We start from the raw sequence: 16,605 nt of genomic DNA on the forward strand, positions 1-16,605 counted from the left end.
TTTTTAGGGAAGATTACAGAGAGAATTAGCTTATAAAATGACCGATAAACTAGGAATTTATATTTCAGAATCGAGTATTAATCGGATATTGAGGAAACGAGATTTAATTTCAGCTCCCAATCATATTTTGGTTTCAGCCGCAAATGAATTTAAAGATAAAAACAATTTCGTTCATCAAATGTGGGAGACTGATTATATTTATTTAAAGATTATTGGATGGTTATGATATTATTTAAGCAAATTTTAGATAATTACAGCAGATATATTATTCATTAGGAGTTTGCATTGGATATCCAAAAAGATATTTATTCTTTTCTGTCACAGAACCAGTTAAAATAAAAGTTTGGTTTAAATCAGGAAGCTCTTCTGGAACGAGAACATTATATATAACAGATGGAAAAGAAGTTATTAGTAAAGTTGATGTAAATGGTAATGACAATATTCCAACCGATTACATTGAATATAAGGGAGGTGCAGGAACTATTTATTTAGGAGGTGATCAAGCTTTAAATATATATAAAGTAGAAGTTTATGACGGAAAGCTAGGAACAACCTCTACTCTATCAACAAAAAACTTATCAACAAAAAATTCTGTAAAAGTTATAAGTTCTAATGGAAAGATTTTTATTTCAAACTTAAAAAACACAAATACTAAAATCAATGTCTATAATTTCTCCGGAAGTTTAGTAAAATCTTTAAGCTCTTCTCAAGATATTAATTTTGATTTAAATAATGGAAATTATATAGTTAATATTCAATCTGATGATGAAGTTACCTCAACAAAAGTTATTGTAAAAAAATAATCTCACAAAAAAATCTCGAGCAAATGCTCGAGATTTTTTTATTTATTCATTTGTTTCAATATACTTAATGTTTTTTTATCGACTTGATCTGCATAAAAAAACTTCAAAACATCTTTGATAATTTTTTCTTTCGGAACTATAAAGTTGAATAATGTCAAACTTGATTTCAGTTTCATTGCATCATTTTTTCCGAAAATTAATTGCGGAATTACGCCTTTATGTCGCATTAATAATACAGATAAAACTTCTAAATAATTTCCCCAAAGTTCTTCATCTTTTACAAAAGCTCTCGCCTCTTCTTTTGAAGAAATTGAAAATTCTAATGACGAATCACTAGAACCTAAACCAACTAATTGAGGAAACATAAAAACAATCCAATTCGTTTGCTTTTTTCCTGCATGAACTTCCATCAAAATTTCATCGTACACAAAACTTTGCGCATCGTGAAATCGTTTCAAATTAAATTTATCGTGGGGATCTTTTTGTTTCAGTAAATCTCCTATTTTCATATTGTAAAGTTAAAAAAATACCTCACCAAATTGATGAGGCATTTTATTTTTTTTTAAGTCGATTACATTCTTTCAGGAACACCAATTCCTAATAAACGTAACGAATTCTGAATCGTATTTGCAACCCATTGAGAAAGATATAAACGGAAATTTTTCACGTTTTCATCTTCATTTTTCAAGATTGGATTGTTTTGGTAGAATGAATTAAATAATTTCACCAACTCATATACGTAATTAGCAATCAAAGCTGGGCTCATTTCTGTCGCCGCTTTTTCTATTGTATCTTCGAAATCGTATAATGCACGAATAATTTCTTTTTCTGCATCATTCAATTCTATTGCATTTGCATCAAATTCTTTTGGGGATTCTTTTCTCAATAATGACTGAATACGCGCAAAAGTATATTGAATAAATGGTCCTGTATTTCCATTAAAATCTACAGATTCTTTCGGATCGAATAAAATACGTTTCTTAGGATCTACTTTCAAAATGTAATATTTCAAAGCACCCATAGCAATTGTTTCGTACAATTCAGCTTTCTCATCATCAGACATTCCGTCTAATTTTCCTAATTCTTCAGAAATCTCTTTTGCAGTATTGTAAACTTCTTGCATCAAATCATCAGCATCTACAACTGTTCCTTCACGAGATTTCATTTTTCCGTTTGGTAAATCAACCATTCCGTAAGACAAGTGATGTAAAGCATCAGCCCAAGAATAACCTAATTTTTTCAAGATTAAGAATAAAACTTTGAAGTGATAATCTTGCTCATTACCTACAACATACGTCAATTCTTCTAACGTCGGATTATTTTTGAAACGCTCTACAGCTGTTCCCAAATCTTGCGTGATATAAACTGAAGTTCCGTCCGAACGTAAAACTAATTTTTCGTCCAAACCTTCTGCAGTCAAATCAATCCAAACAGAACCATCTTCTCTTTTGTAGAAAACACCTTTGTTTAAACCATCTTCAACAATATCTTTTCCTAAAATATAAGTATTCGATTCGTATAAATATTCGTCAAAAGCAACACCAAGACGTTTGTACGTTTTCGCGAAACCATCATATACCCAACCGTTCATTTTTTGCCAAAGCTCAATAACTTTTGGTTCATGTGCCTCCCATTGACGCAACATTTCTTGTGCTTCTAAGAAAATTGGCGCTTCTTTTTTCGCTTCGTCTTCAGTTTTTCCTTGTGCTTCTAATTCTTTGATTTCTTGACGATAATGTTTGTCAAATTCTACATAATATTTTCCAACCAAATGGTCGCCTTTCATATTTGCAGATTCTGGCGTTTCACCATTTCCAAATTTTTCCCAAGCGATCATCGATTTACAAATGTGAATCCCACGATCGTTAATAATTTGTGTTTTAATCACATTATTTCCTGCTGCTTCAATGATTTGAGAAACTGAAAATCCTAACAAATTATTACGAACATGTCCTAAATGCAAAGGTTTGTTCGTATTTGGCGATGAATATTCTACCATTACTGTTTTCGAATTTTCATCAACTTTCGTAATTCCAAAAGTTGAATTTTGAGCATTTTGAGTAAAATTTTCTAAAAATTCTACTGAGCTTAAACTCATATTCAAGAAACCTTTTACAACATTAAACGCTGTAATTTTATTATTTTCAACCAAATTTTCACCGATTTTAGTACCGATTTCTTCTGGTTTACCTTTCAAAGTTCTGATTAATGGGAAAACAACCAATGTATAATCACCTTCAAACTCTTTCCTTGTAAACTGAATTTCAACAGATTCAGGGTTAATTTGATAAACGTTTTGAATCGCTTCTAAAACATTCTGTGTGATGTATTGTTTTAAACTCATTTTATTCCTTTTTACTTAATCGAAATGCAAAAGTACGAAGTTTCAACGAATTTGAACGGATTGCACATTGAGTTTTTAAGAAGTCATCAAGAAAACTTATCTTTGCAAAATGAAAGCTACATTCGCGGATTTCGAATTAACAAAACAATTGAGTTCGGCTTTAGAAAAGTTGAATATCACAACCCCAACTCCAATTCAAGAAAAATCATTCAAACCGATTCTTTCTGGACGAGATATAATGGGAATTGCCCAAACAGGTACAGGTAAAACAATGGCTTACTTATTACCCTTGTTGAATACTTATCAATACTCTAAAACGAATCAACCAAAGATTGTTATTTTGGTTCCGACACGCGAATTAGTTGTTCAGGTTACCGATATTTTAGAGCAATTAACAGAGTTTATCAATGTTCGTGTTTTAGGAATTTATGGTGGTGTAAACATCAATACTCAAAAATTATTGGTGTATGAAGGCGTTGATATTTTGGTTGGAACACCAGGTCGTGTTTTAGATTTGGCGATAGACAATGTATTATCATTCAAAGAAATGAAGAAATTAGTGGTTGACGAATTTGACGAAATGTTGAGTTTAGGTTTTCGTCCGCAACTGATTCATTTATTTACAATGATGAGCGAAAAACGTCAAAACATTTTATTTTCTGCTACGATGACAGATCAAGTAGATGATATGTTACACGAATATTTCAAAAATCCTATTGAAATTTCCTTAGCTCGTTCAGGAACACCATTAGAAAAAATCACTCAATTGGCTATTCCAGTTGAGAATTTCAATACAAAATTGAATTTAATTGTTCATCAATTAGGAGACAAAGCAAAATTTGAGAAAGTTTTAATTTTCGCAAACAATAAAAAACATGCTGATTTAATCTTTAATCATTTAGATGAAATTTATCCAGATGAATTTGGAGTAATTCATTCTAACAAATCTCAAAATTATCGTTTGAGAACAATGGAAGCCTTTACCAGAGATGAATACCGAGGAATTATCACGACAGATATTATGGCTCGTGGTTTGGATATTCCTGATGTTACGCATGTTATCAATTTCGAAATTCCAGAAATTCCAGAACAATATATTCACCGAATTGGGCGTACAGGACGTGCGGATAAAAAAGGAGAAGCGATTTCTTATTTTTCTGAAAAGGAAATTGAACGTTTAGATGCTATTGAAACATTGATGGATAAAGAGATTAACGAACTTCCTTTTCCAGAAGAGGACGTAAAAATAAATCCTGTAAAACGTGAATTTGAGAAAGATGTTGTAAAAATGAAACAACTTACAACTGTAAAAATTGAAGAACGTGGTGCAGCATTTCACGAGAAAAAAGATAAAAATAAAAAGGTGAATTTAGGTGGTCCTACAAAACGTAAACCACCAAAATCTAAACCTAAAAACCGTGGTCAGCAAAAACAAAAAGCGAAAGCACGTAAAAAAGGAAAATAAAATGAAAGCGACCAATTGGTCGCTTTTCTTATTTTAAAATCTGTTTGAATTTAGATTTAAATTTTGCAATTTTTGGTCCAACAACTGCCGAACAATATGGCTGATCTGGATTTTCATTGTAATAACCTTGATGATAATCTTCGGCTGGCCAAAATTTATCTAAAGGCTCTATTGTTGTAACGAATTTATCTTCATACAAAGTTCCGTTATCAAACTCTTTTAACGATTCTTCCGCTTGCTTTTTTTGTTCTTCTGATGTGTAAAAAATACTAGAACGATATTGTGTACCGACATCATTTCCTTGTCTATTTAACTGTGTTGGATTATGAATATTCCAAAAAATTTCTAATAATTCTTTGTACGAAATCACTTTATTATCAAAAGTAATTTCAACAACTTCTGCATGATTTGTATCTGTATCACAAACCTGACGATAAGTAGGATTTTCTACATTCCCTCCTGCAAATCCAGAGATAGCCTGTTCTACTCCGTTTATCGAATTAAAAATTCCTTCCACACACCAAAAACAACCAGCTCCTAAAACTGCTATTTCCTTGCTCATGTCTTCTCTATTTTTACTTATTCAATCGAAAAAAAGTTCTAATTTATCAGAACCATTCTTATATTTTTATACCAATTGGAAAGCGGTATCATCTTTTACATCACCAATCACAAAAGTACTGTGAGTACTACCAATTACCTTTATTGTTGTTAGTTTATTTACCATAAAATCTCTGTATTCGTCCATATTTTCGAAAGACATTTTGATAATATAATCGTAATCACCACTTACATGATAACTCGCCTGAACTTCTTTTAAATTCACAATTTCGTTTTCGAAAATCTTGATGTTATCAGCAGAATGTTGTTGTAACTTAATATGACTAAATACCAAAAGTTCTCTGTTAATTAATCTTCTATTTACAAGCGCAACATATTTAGAAATAATTCCTGATTTTTCTAATTTCTTGATTCTTTCATGGATTGCGGTTGACGATAAATTTAACTTATCAGATAATTCTTTATAGGTAATTTTACTATTTTCTTGTAGATACATTAGAAGCTGTTGATCGAGAGTGTCAAATTTCATTTCAATTAATTTTTTTCTAAAGTAACAATATTATTTTGAATAATTATCTATATAGATTAAAAAAAATAATCATTTACAGAAAATATATTTATAATTTATTAAAACACACCGTTTTTGTTCTATTCTAAAAAAAGATAAAAAGTTAAACTCTATAATTTTTATATACTAATAAATGTTAAATATCTTTCTTTATTCATATTATTCATTGTATATTTGAGCTCGAAAAATCGAGAGGAAAGATTTGACTGATTGCAACCTCATAAAACAATTGCTAAAACAGGACTTCAGTTTATCCTCCCCTCTATCATTTAAAAAAAAGTATAGAAATGTCATATTTATTTACGTCAGAATCAGTTTCTGAGGGGCATCCAGATAAAATTGCCGATCAAATTTCTGATTCAATTCTTGACCACTTTTTAGCATTTGATGCAAAAAGTAAAGTAGCTTGTGAAACTTTAGTAACAACGGGACAAGTTGTTTTAGCAGGTGAAGTAAAATCTAATTCTTACATTGATTTACAACGTGTAGCAAGAGAAACAATTGCTGAAATTGGTTACACGAAAAGTGAATATATGTTTGATGCAAATTCTTGTGGAATTTTATCTGCAATTCACGAGCAATCTCCAGATATTAACCAAGGTGTAGACAGACAATCTGACGAAGAGCAAGGTGCTGGTGACCAAGGAATGATGTTTGGTTATGCTACAAGTGAAACTGAAAACTATATGCCTTTGGCGTTAGATTTATCGCACAGATTATTGAAAGAATTAGCGCATATCCGTAAATATGAAAAAGATTTATTGCCATATTTACGTCCTGATGCTAAATCTCAGGTAACAATTGAATATGATAATGACAACAAACCTGTTCGTATCGATACAATTGTAATTTCTACTCAACATGATGATTTCGCAAACGAAGAAGCTATGAGAGATAAAATTACAAATGACTTAGTAAGTATTTTAATTCCTCGTGTTAAAGCGCAACTACCTGTTCATTTACGCGATTTATTTACAGATAGTATTACTTACCATATCAATCCTACAGGAAAATTCGTTATTGGAGGACCTCATGGAGATACAGGTTTAACTGGTCGTAAAATTATTGTAGATACTTATGGTGGTAAAGGTGCTCACGGTGGTGGTGCTTTCTCAGGAAAAGATCCATCAAAAGTTGACCGTTCTGCTGCTTATGCTGCACGTCATATTGCTAAAAACTTAGTTGCAGCTGGTGTTGCAGACGAAGTTTTGGTACAAGTTTCTTATGCAATTGGTGTTGCTGCTCCAGTTTCTTTATTAGTAAATACATTCGGAACTCAAAAAGTTGAGTTAACTGAAGGAGAAATTTCTACAAAAGTTTCTGAAATCTTTGATATGAAGCCTTTCGCAATCGAACAAAGATTAAAATTAAGAAATCCTATTTACAAAGAAACTGCATCTTACGGACACTTAGGTAGAGAACCAAAAACGGTTTCAAAACGTTTTGAATCTGCTAATGGACAAGATGTTGTTGAAGTTGAAGTTGAATTATTCACTTGGGAAAAATTAGACTTCGTAGATCAAATTAAAACAGCTTTCGGATTATAATCTGAAAATTTTAAATCATACTAAAAAATCCACTCAATATTGAGTGGATTTTTTTATGTTTAATTTTTACTAATCGAATTGACTAACCAATATCGTTTTCCTTCTTTGTAAGAAATATTGATACTATCTCTGGAAAGTACAATCAATTTTGTTGGTGTCCAACCCACGTTTCTTAACGAATTGCTTCCTGTCATTTCCATTTGAATATTTTCTATCGGATCAATTTTTTGAGTTGTGATAAAATCAAATTTATATAAATTCTTAGATTGAGAAACTTGCACTACTCCACTATCTTGAACAATTCCTCCTAAAGAATCTTGAAAAATAATAAAACGTCTTTCATATTTTTCTTTGTAAATAGTATTCTGGCTATCATCTTCATTATTACAAGAAAATAAAATCATCAAAATAGTCATCAAAAATAAACTCGTTTTCATAAACATCAGTTTATATATTTAACTACATTCAACAAAAAATTCTACTTTTTATTGCTTCACACCAATTATCTTGTAGTATTTGCAGTCCAAGTTTTACCATCTTTGGTGTATAAAATTGTTAGTTTTTTACTATCAATTCTAATGTATGAATTTTCATTAGATCCAATACTAACTAACATATTATCACCTTTTTTCTCAAATTCAACTCCATTCAAATCTGGGATTTTATTCGAAAAAGCAAAATTATACTTTGTTCCACTTGCAATTTTTGTCACAAACACACTTCCATTTTGAGTTGATAATGAATTATTCGCGTCTTTATAACTTATACTTCCTTTGTAAGTTCCTGCAAAAAAATCGTTATTTGCTGGATCGTCATCATCATTACAGGCTGTGAATACAAATAAGGCGAAAAATGTTACCGCCAAAAATTTCAATAGATTCTTCATGTTTTTATTTTTTTATTGGTTATAGCAATCAATATTTTCAATTATAATACCATAAAATGTTAAATAAAATTGATAAAGTATTTTTTTACATTTTTAACTCTCACAAAAAATCGTATTTTTGAAGCAATATATAATACCTATAAACATGAATTTATTGCAAGGTAAAACAGCAATCGTTACAGGCGCAACTCGCGGTATTGGAAAAAGTATTGCTGAAGTTTTTGTGAAAAATGGCGCTAACGTTGCCTTTACTTATGCTTCTTCTGTAGAAAAAGCAAAAGCTTTGGAAGAAGAATTGGGACAATTCGGTAAAGTAAAAGGATATCAATCTGATGCTTCTGATTACGAAGCTGCTCAAAAATTAGTAGAAGATGTAATTGCTGAGTTTGGTCAAGTTGATATTGTAATTAATAATGCTGGAATTACGAAAGATAATTTGTTGATGAGAATGTCTGCAGAAGATTTCGAAAAAGTAATTCAAACAAACTTAAATTCGGCTTTCAACTTAACAAAAGCAGTGATCAAACCAATGATGAAACAACGTTCTGGATCTATCGTGAACATGTCTTCTATTGTTGGAATCAAAGGAAATGCTGGGCAAGCAAATTATGCAGCATCTAAAGCTGGTTTAATTGGTTTCTCTAAATCTGTTGCATTAGAATTAGGTTCTCGTAATATTCGTTGTAATGCAATTGCACCAGGTTTCATCGAAACTGAAATGACAGAAGTTTTAGACCAAAAAGTTGTTGAAGAATGGCGTAATGGAATTCCATTAAAACGTGGAGGACAACCAGAAGACGTTGCAAATGCATGTTTATTCTTAGCGTCAGATTTATCAAGTTATGTAACAGGACAAGTTTTGAGTGTAGACGGAGGTTTACATACTTAATTCTTAAAAATATCATACTTTTTGAAAGGTTTTGTTTAGTAAATTTGCTAATCAAAACCTTTTATAATTTAAGACAACTACGTTGAGAAAAATATCAAATAAATTAAATGTTCAATTGATTGCTGAAACTTTTTTGGCTTTCGGAATTGATCATATCGTATTATCGCCAGGATCTCGAAACGGAGCATTAACAATGCAATTTGCGAATGACAAACGTTTCAAAACTTATAGTGTAATCGACGAACGTTCGGCAGGATTTGTCGCTTTGGGAATGGCACAGCAAATTCAGAAACCTGTTGTTGTTTGTTGTACTTCTGGTTCGGCAACGGCAAATTATTACCCAGCAATTACGGAAGCTTTTTTTCAAAATGTTCCTGTAATCGTGCTTTCTGCAGATCGTCCCGAGCATTTGGTTGATAATTTTGATGGACAAACCATTCGCCAAAAAGATATTTTTGAGAAACATTCAGTTCATAATGTACAACTTTCCGAAAGTGAAGAAACGGATGATTTAACGCGAAATATGTTGTTGACGAAATATGCGTTGATTGATTGTATGCACAAATCTGCGCCAATTCATATCAATATGCCTTTTTCTGAGCCTTTGTACGAATCTGTAACAACACCAGATATTGAAATTGATACAATTACAATTCCTGCAAAAGATTATCCAGAAATTGATGTAATTGATTTGATGAAACGTTGGAATGCTTCGACGCGTAAAATGATTTTGGTCGGATTACATCATCCTGATGCCAAATTTGATCATTTTGTAAAACAATTGGCGCAAGATGATTCGGTTGTTGTGTTAACAGAAGTAACATCAAATATTCATGATGAACGATTTTTCAATAAAATAGATCAAGTTATTTTCCCTTATTCGGAAGAAGAATTAGAAGCGTTGAAACCTGATATTTTATTGACAATTGGGCAAAATGTCGTTTCCAAAAAGATTAAAAAATTCTTACGTGATCAAAAGCCAACGCAACATTGGCATTTAGATGAATATTGGCAACCAGACACTTTCCAAGCATTAACAGATAAAATTGAGACGAAACCTGAATTGTTTCTAGAACAATTTGTTCCGTTTGTTAATCCAAAAGAATCAGAATATTACAACACATGGAATTCGATACGAGAAGCGAATAATATCAAACACAAAAATTACATCAATATGATTCCATTTTGTGATTTGAAAGCATTTGATTCCATTATTAGAAATTATCCTGAAAATTGGCAAATTCAGTACGGAAATTCAACCATTATTCGTTACGGATTATTGTATGATCACAACAATTCGAATCCTGTTTTTTGTAACCGCGGAACAAGTGGAATTGATGGCTCTACATCTACAGCGATTGGGGCTTGCATCGCTTTTGGTCAAAATACGGTGATGATTACGGGAGATATTTCGTTTTTCTATGATTCGAATGCGTTATGGAATGTAAACATGCCGAATAATTTCAGAATTATTTTGATCAATAATGGCGGAGGAAATATTTTCAAATTTATTCCTGGCCCATCTGAAACAGATGTTGTTGAAGATTATTTTGAAACAAAACATCATTTCACTGCCGAACATTTAGCTAAAATGTATGGTTTTGAATACCAAGTTGTTTCAAATTTAACTGATTTAGAAAATACTTTTGAAGATTTTTATGCAGAAAGTAATCGCCCGAAGATTTTAGAAATTGATACACGAAATTCTGCTAACGATGCTATTTTGAGAGGATATTTTAGTAGTTTGAAGTAAAAAATATTAAAGAGAAATCATTAGTTTGGTTTCTCTTTTTAATTCAAATAATTTTCCTAAAACATTTTCAAAAAGACACCTTCTATATAAATTCTATATAAACTAGGTTGGTATTCTCCGATTGAAATGATAACATAATACTCGGATGTTTCCTTTAAATACACATATAAATTCTCAGCGTTTCTGTAACTAGTCAAATCAACAATAAAATTATTTTTAATAATTCCTTTACAATGACTAATGATGGAAGTAAAAAGATTCTTCTCAATATTATTTTCTACAATATTTAACTCTACTAATTCTTCAAAATCAAAAGTAAAATCTAATTCATTATTTATTTTAAAATTGTGTTTACCATAAATAAAAATGCAATCAGAAGATTGAATTAGAAGCATTTTACTCATTATTTGCTTTATATCTTTATTCATTGAATAAAAATTAAATTATCTCAATTTTCTCTCCTAAAAACTTTGGTTGAACACCAAAAAAGCTATCAATAAAAACTTTCGTTCGAGCAAAATACTCGCGGATATTTGTTTTTAATCCAGCATGTTTATTGACATCTTTTGCACTGTAACCATACGCATTAATTCCGTTTTGACGTGCAATATAAACTGCTCGTTGATTGTGAAACTCTTGGGAAACTACAATAAATTCATTCTGACTAAAAATTTCTTTTGCACGTATCATCGAATCTAAAGTTCTAAAACCTGCATAATCCAAATAAATCACATTTTCTGGAATTCCATTTTTTATCAACGCTTGTTTCATCGCTTCAGGTTCATTGTAATTTTTCCGACCATGATCTCCACTCAAAATAAAATGCGTCACTTTTCCTGATTGATACAATTTTGTCGCTGCTTCTATACGATATGTAAAATAATAATTTTGATAACCACTCACCAAATTTGGCGCAGTTCCCAATACAACCGCAACTTTAGTTTTAGGTAAAATTTCTAATTTATCTGAGACAAATTCTTCCGTAGAATTTTCTATTTTATAATTCGCAAAAGCAGTGAACAAAAGACTTAAAACTCCTAAAATAAGTAAAGTATAAAAAGATTTTTTCAGAAACTTTTTGGTTTTGATTTTCATAGTTGATTCAAGATTATTTCTTGTCTTAAAAATACAATATATTCTTCAGTTTTATAATGATTTAAGAACTTCGATCCTATAATAAATATTTAAAAGCAAAATTTCATTAAAAAAATCCATCTTACTATATTGCGTATTATTTTTTCAAAACACAACTATGAGAGTAAAATTATTCGTTCTAGCCACCACTTTATTTACAGCTTCATTTCTATCTGCACAAAAATTTGACATTGACACCTTGCAATATCAAGGAAGTGATAAAAACATTATCAACCTTGTTGTTTTGGCTGATGGTTATACAAAAGATGAGTTAAAATATTACAAAGAAGATGCGAAAAGGTTTACAGATTATTTTTTCAAAACGGAGCCATTAAGTCAATATACCAATTACTTTAATGTGTTTGTTGTAAATAGTATTTCTGAGGAATCTGGTGCAATTCATCCGTATTCTACCAAAGAATGTCCTACAGAAAAAGTGGATTGGGATCAATTACCTGAACGCTATAATAAATTTGTAAAGAAATATGAAGTTCCGAAAACTAATCCAAATACAATTTTCGGAAGTAGTTTTGATATTTCGGGAATTCATCGTTTAGTTGTGCCAACGAAAAATGAAAAAGTATTACAAGTTCTGAAAGATAACATCCCTAATTATAGTCAAGTTGTAATTCTTGTTAATTCTCCTTTTTATGGTGGTTCTGGAGGAGAATTTGCGACGACAACAGTTAATTTTAAAAGTAATGATATTGCTGTTCACGAAATTGGACATTCGTTTGCTAAGTTGTCTGACGAATATTGGTCTGGTCCGTTGTATACGGTTCCTGGTCCAAATAAAACACAGAATGTGCAAGATGTTCCTTGGAAAAATTGGATTGGAACAAATGGAATTGGAATTTATGCGTATGGTGAAAAAGATGCAAGAGCGCAATGGTTTCGTCCGCACGAATTCTGTAAAATGCAGTATTTAATTGCGCCTTTTTGTAATGTTTGTCAAGAAGAATTTATTGAAGTAATTCATCAAAAAACAAATCCAATTATTTCTACAAAACCCGCTATTGATACTCCTGTTAACACAGAAAACATGAATGCTTTTACACTTAATTTAGTAAAAACAGTTCCAAATACGTTGAAAATAAAATGGATTTTGAATAATAAATTGATTGCAGAAAATTTAGATTCTATTCATTTAAATAAAGGTCAGTTCAACTTAGAAAAAAATATTTTAAGAGCAGAAGTAACGGATACAACGCAATTAGTAAGAAAAGAAAATCATGCGAATCATATGTACACAACGCAATGGGAAATTTCAAAACCTAATAATGTGAATTTAACTCCACCAATTTTGACATGGGGCGAAAATCAAGAAAGTTGTTACAATGGACATCAGGCTTTAACGGTAAAAAATCCAGAAGCTGAGATTGAATATTTTTGGTATGATGAGCCAAATTCTATACAACCATTTGCAAAAGGAAATAATATTATTAGTCCAACTATTACTGAGAATAAGACTTTTTACATAGAAAGTAATTGGAATAACAAAAAATCTGAACGAAAAGCGATCCAAATTACTGTTTTAGAAAAAATTAATCTTTCTGAAAAAGTTAGTATCAAACAAAATAAAAAAGACGGAACAATTATCCTTTCTTTAAAAAATACTGACGATAAGAAATATAAATTCGAATGGTTGGATGAAGATGGAAATAGAATCTATAATTTCGATCCAAAAGAGAATAAAACGGTTTATAAAGGGAGTGATTCATCATCTATCACAATCAAAAATGAATTCTTAGGTTCTACCCAATTTTTGTCAAGAAAATAGATAAAGAAACGACATGCTCTAGCGAAAAAGTTACAATAAAATTGTAATAAAAAAAGCGACCAAAAGGTCGCTTTTTTTATCTATATTTCAGAATAATTATTCTTTAATACGTTCTACATAAGAACCATCTTCTGTGTTGATTTTTACTTTATCACCTTCGTTGATGAATAAAGGAACACGGATTTCAGCACCAGTTTCTGTCGTTGCAGGTTTTGTAGCATTTGTAGCTGTATCACCTTTAAGACCTGGCTCTGTGTATGTAATTTCCATTACAACTGTAGTTGGTAACTCAGCTGCTAAAGCTGTTTCATCAGAAGCACGGAACAAGATTTTTACTTCGTCACCAGCTTTCATAAATTGTGAATTATCAATCAAATCTTTGTTTAAATAAACTTGAGAGAAATCATCATTATTCATGAAGTGGAAACCATTATCATCTTCATATAAATATTGGTAGTTACGTGTTTCTACACGAACTTCTTCAATTTTATGACCAGCAGAGAATGTATTGTCTAATACTTTTCCGTTAGTTAATGATTTTAATTTTGTACGAACGAAAGCAGGTCCTTTACCTGGTTTTACGTGTAAAAATTCGATAATTTTATACGTATCATTATTAAAAATAATACATAAACCTTTTCTGATATCAGAAGTTGTTGCCATTTATTCTATTGTTATTTTATTAAACTCCCGAGCTATATCCTTTCATAATTCCACGATCACTTGTATCGATAAAATCAAGGATCACTTCACGATAATGTGAATCTGGGAATTTTTCTAAGATTTGTTCTACAGCCTGAGATACGTTATTTTTTTGTTGATATAAAATTCTGTAAATACCTTGAATTTCGAAGATTTCTTCAGATGTGAAACCTTTTCTTCTCAATCCAATTGCATTAACTCCCGCATAAGCAACAGGATTTTTTGCTGCTTTAACGTACGGAGGAACATCTTTACGAATTTGTGTCGCACCAGCTACAAAAGCATGTTCTCCAATTTTTGTAAATTGATGAACCGCACTATAACCACCAATAAAAGCGAAATCTCCAACTTCTATATGTCCTGCTAAACCAACCGCATTTACGATTACGACATTATTTCCTACAACACAATCGTGCGCGATATGCGCAGTTGCCATAATCAAACAATTGTCACCAATCTTAGTATAACCTAATGCATTAGTTCCTTTGTTTACAGTAACACATTCACGAATCGTTGTATTGTCACCAATATATGTTAAAGTTTTTTCACCTTCGTACTTCAAATCTTGAGGCTCACCAGAAATTACTGTACCTGGATAAATTTTACAATTTTTTCCAATACGCGCTCCTGACATAATTGTTACATTAGGACCAATCCATGTTCCATCACCAATTTCTACATCTTCGTAAACAGAAGAGAAAGGGCTGATTGTAACATTTTCACCTATTATTGCAGTTGGATGAACATATGCCATCGGATGATTCATAACTTCCATTTCTTTAATTATTCTTTTGTAATAACTGCCATCATTTCTGCTTCCACAGCAATTTGATTGTTCACATATCCAATTCCTTGCATATGAACAATTCCTCTTCTAATTGGTTCAACCAACTCTAATTTAAACACCAATGTATCACCTGGAATAATTTTGCGTTTAAATTTAGCACTTTCAATTTTCATGAAATAAGTTGAATAATCTTGAGGATTTTCTAATTCTCCTAAAATCAATAACCCTCCTAATTGTGCCATTGCTTCAATTTGCAATACACCTGGCATAACAGGTTCTTTAGGAAAATGTCCAACAAAGAAAGGCTCGTTCATCGTTACATTTTTCACGCCGATTAAACCTGTTGCACTTTTAGAAATTACCTTGTCAATCAATAAAAATGGTGGACGATGTGGTAATAACTTCATGATATCATTAATATCATAAACTGGTTCTGCTGTCAAATCAAATTCTGGCACTTTGTTACGTTGCGCTAATTTAATTTGTTTGCTTAATTTCTTAGCAAAATTTGTATTGGTATGATGTCCAGGCTTTGTTGCAATAATTTTAGCCTTCAATTTTTTACCTACTAAAGCCAAATCTCCCACAACATCTAATAATTTGTGACGAGCAGCTTCGTTAGGATAATGTAAAGTCAAGTGATCTAAAATTCCATTCGGACGAATAGAAACATCATCTCTATTGAATGCTTTACATAATTTTTCTTTTGTTTCTGGCGTAATTTCTTTGTCAACATAAACAATTGCATTGTCTAAATCTCCACCTTTTACTAAACCAGCTTCCAACAATTGCTCTAACTCGTGTAGGAAACAAAATGTTCTTGCTTGAGAGATATCTTGTTTGAAATTTTTGATAGATGTTAAAGTTGCATTCTGAGTTCCCAAAACTTTCGTTCCGAAATCTACCATTGCTGTAACTTGGTATTCATCTGCAGGAATCGCTGTGATTTCTGATCCTGTTTCTGGATCTACATACGTTACAATTTCTTTAATTCTATAATATTCTCTGTCTTTATCTTGCTCTACAATTCCAGCAGATTCTATTGCTTCGACGAAAAAACGAGAAGAACCGTCCATAATTGGTGGTTCCGCATTGTCAATTTCAATGTAACAATTATCAATATCCATACCTACCAAAGCCGCCAAAACGTGCTCTGTTGTATGTACTTTAACTCCTTTCTTCTCTAAAGTTGTTCCTCGAGCTGTGCTCACAACATATTGTGCATCAGCTTCTACTTGAGGTTGACCTTCTAAATCTGTTCTAACAAATACAAATCCTGTATCTGGTTCGGCTGGTTTAAATGTTAAGGTAACAAATTTACCTGTATGTAAGCCAACACCTTTTAGAACGGCTTCATTCGCTAAAGTTTTTTGTTTATCAGACATT

At 31.3% G+C, this 16,605-nt stretch carries 17 protein-coding genes; 6 read left to right on the top strand and 11 right to left on the bottom strand.

The features are described 5' to 3' along the window. The first annotated feature begins 620 nt into the window (after positions 1-620). Positions 621-803 (top strand): T9SS type A sorting domain-containing protein, encoded by a 183-nt coding sequence (locus B3R94_RS14225; protein WP_369012344.1) that lies wholly within the window; start codon positions 621-623, stop codon positions 801-803. 38 nt (positions 804-841) lie between these two features. Here B3R94_RS14225 and B3R94_RS01550 read toward each other — a convergent pair whose 3' ends face one another. Continuing rightward, the gene (locus B3R94_RS01550; RefSeq protein ID WP_125349813.1) at positions 842-1,312 is read right to left on the bottom strand and encodes a DUF1810 family protein; all 471 of its coding nucleotides are present in this window, start codon (positions 1,310-1,312) and stop codon (positions 842-844) included. A 62-nt stretch (positions 1,313-1,374) separates the two neighbouring features. Then, a complete protein-coding gene (argS, locus tag B3R94_RS01555) occupies positions 1,375-3,147 on the bottom strand; it encodes an arginine--tRNA ligase (RefSeq protein WP_221856844.1) in 1,773 nt (590 codons plus the stop codon). A 109-nt stretch (positions 3,148-3,256) separates the two neighbouring features. On the opposite strand from argS, the gene B3R94_RS01560 reads away from it, so the two are divergent. Then, positions 3,257-4,612 (top strand): DEAD/DEAH box helicase, encoded by a 1,356-nt coding sequence (locus B3R94_RS01560; protein ID WP_291098147.1) that lies wholly within the window; start codon positions 3,257-3,259, stop codon positions 4,610-4,612. A gap of 28 nt (positions 4,613-4,640) precedes the next feature. On the opposite strand, the gene msrA is transcribed toward B3R94_RS01560, so the two are convergent. After that, on the bottom strand, positions 4,641-5,174 hold the full coding sequence (gene msrA / locus B3R94_RS01565; protein ID WP_115001021.1) for a peptide-methionine (S)-S-oxide reductase MsrA: 534 nt from the start codon (positions 5,172-5,174) through the stop codon (positions 4,641-4,643). 66 nt (positions 5,175-5,240) lie between these two features. Further along, the gene (locus B3R94_RS01570) at positions 5,241-5,702 is read right to left on the bottom strand and encodes an Lrp/AsnC family transcriptional regulator (protein ID WP_115001022.1); all 462 of its coding nucleotides are present in this window, start codon (positions 5,700-5,702) and stop codon (positions 5,241-5,243) included. A 326-nt stretch (positions 5,703-6,028) separates the two neighbouring features. Here B3R94_RS01570 and metK point away from each other — a divergent pair, with 326 nt between their 5' ends. Further along, positions 6,029-7,288, top strand: coding sequence for a methionine adenosyltransferase (gene metK, locus B3R94_RS01575; protein ID WP_038336123.1), 1,260 nt, complete (start codon positions 6,029-6,031; stop codon positions 7,286-7,288). A 59-nt stretch (positions 7,289-7,347) separates the two neighbouring features. Here metK and B3R94_RS01580 read toward each other — a convergent pair whose 3' ends face one another. Both B3R94_RS01580 and B3R94_RS01585 read right to left on the bottom strand, forming a co-directional pair. Beyond that, positions 7,348-7,725 carry a hypothetical protein gene (locus B3R94_RS01580; RefSeq protein ID WP_291098151.1) on the bottom strand — a complete coding sequence of 126 codons (378 nt, stop codon included), beginning with the start codon at positions 7,723-7,725 and terminating at the stop codon, positions 7,348-7,350. A 65-nt stretch (positions 7,726-7,790) separates the two neighbouring features. After that, positions 7,791-8,174 (bottom strand): hypothetical protein, encoded by a 384-nt coding sequence (locus B3R94_RS01585; protein WP_280051847.1) that lies wholly within the window; start codon positions 8,172-8,174, stop codon positions 7,791-7,793. A gap of 145 nt (positions 8,175-8,319) precedes the next feature. On the opposite strand from B3R94_RS01585, the gene fabG reads away from it, so the two are divergent. Then, positions 8,320-9,063, top strand: a complete 744-nt coding sequence (fabG, locus tag B3R94_RS01590; protein ID WP_038336119.1) for a 3-oxoacyl-[acyl-carrier-protein] reductase — start codon at positions 8,320-8,322, stop codon at positions 9,061-9,063. Between the two features lie 82 nt (positions 9,064-9,145). Further along, on the top strand, positions 9,146-10,816 hold the full coding sequence (menD, locus tag B3R94_RS01595) for a 2-succinyl-5-enolpyruvyl-6-hydroxy-3-cyclohexene-1-carboxylic-acid synthase (protein ID WP_280051849.1): 1,671 nt from the start codon (positions 9,146-9,148) through the stop codon (positions 10,814-10,816). Between the two features lie 56 nt (positions 10,817-10,872). On the opposite strand, the gene B3R94_RS01600 is transcribed toward menD, so the two are convergent. Both B3R94_RS01600 and B3R94_RS01605 read right to left on the bottom strand, forming a co-directional pair. Further along, complete coding sequence (locus tag B3R94_RS01600) at positions 10,873-11,244, bottom strand: hypothetical protein (RefSeq protein ID WP_038336116.1); 372 nt, start codon at positions 11,242-11,244, stop codon at positions 10,873-10,875. A 10-nt stretch (positions 11,245-11,254) separates the two neighbouring features. Further along, positions 11,255-11,911: a SanA/YdcF family protein gene (locus B3R94_RS01605; protein WP_291098154.1), complete on the bottom strand. Its 657-nt coding sequence runs from the start codon at positions 11,909-11,911 to the stop codon at positions 11,255-11,257. Between the two features lie 157 nt (positions 11,912-12,068). Between B3R94_RS01605 and B3R94_RS01610 the strand changes: the two genes are divergently transcribed. After that, entirely contained in the window at positions 12,069-13,730 is a 1,662-nt protein-coding gene (locus tag B3R94_RS01610; RefSeq protein WP_291098158.1) for a M64 family metallopeptidase, read from the top strand. 96 nt (positions 13,731-13,826) lie between these two features. Here the strand turns inward: B3R94_RS01610 and efp are convergent, their stop codons facing one another. From efp to B3R94_RS01625, 3 genes are read right to left on the bottom strand one after another with little or no spacing between them, the layout of a single operon-like run. Beyond that, positions 13,827-14,393, bottom strand: coding sequence for an elongation factor P (gene efp, locus B3R94_RS01615; protein WP_038336113.1), 567 nt, complete (start codon positions 14,391-14,393; stop codon positions 13,827-13,829). Positions 14,394-14,412: 19 nt separating this feature from the next. Then, positions 14,413-15,198, bottom strand: coding sequence for an acyl-ACP--UDP-N-acetylglucosamine O-acyltransferase (gene lpxA, locus B3R94_RS01620; protein ID WP_038336134.1), 786 nt, complete (start codon positions 15,196-15,198; stop codon positions 14,413-14,415). A gap of 17 nt (positions 15,199-15,215) precedes the next feature. Beyond that, positions 15,216-16,604, bottom strand: coding sequence for a bifunctional UDP-3-O-[3-hydroxymyristoyl] N-acetylglucosamine deacetylase/3-hydroxyacyl-ACP dehydratase (locus B3R94_RS01625; RefSeq protein ID WP_135835139.1), 1,389 nt, complete (start codon positions 16,602-16,604; stop codon positions 15,216-15,218). Position 16,605 lies beyond the last annotated feature (1 nt).

This window comes from Empedobacter sp. UBA7611 (genome assembly GCF_002484365.1).
GTDB classification, from domain to species: Bacteria; Bacteroidota; Bacteroidia; order Flavobacteriales; family Weeksellaceae; genus Empedobacter; species Empedobacter falsenii_B.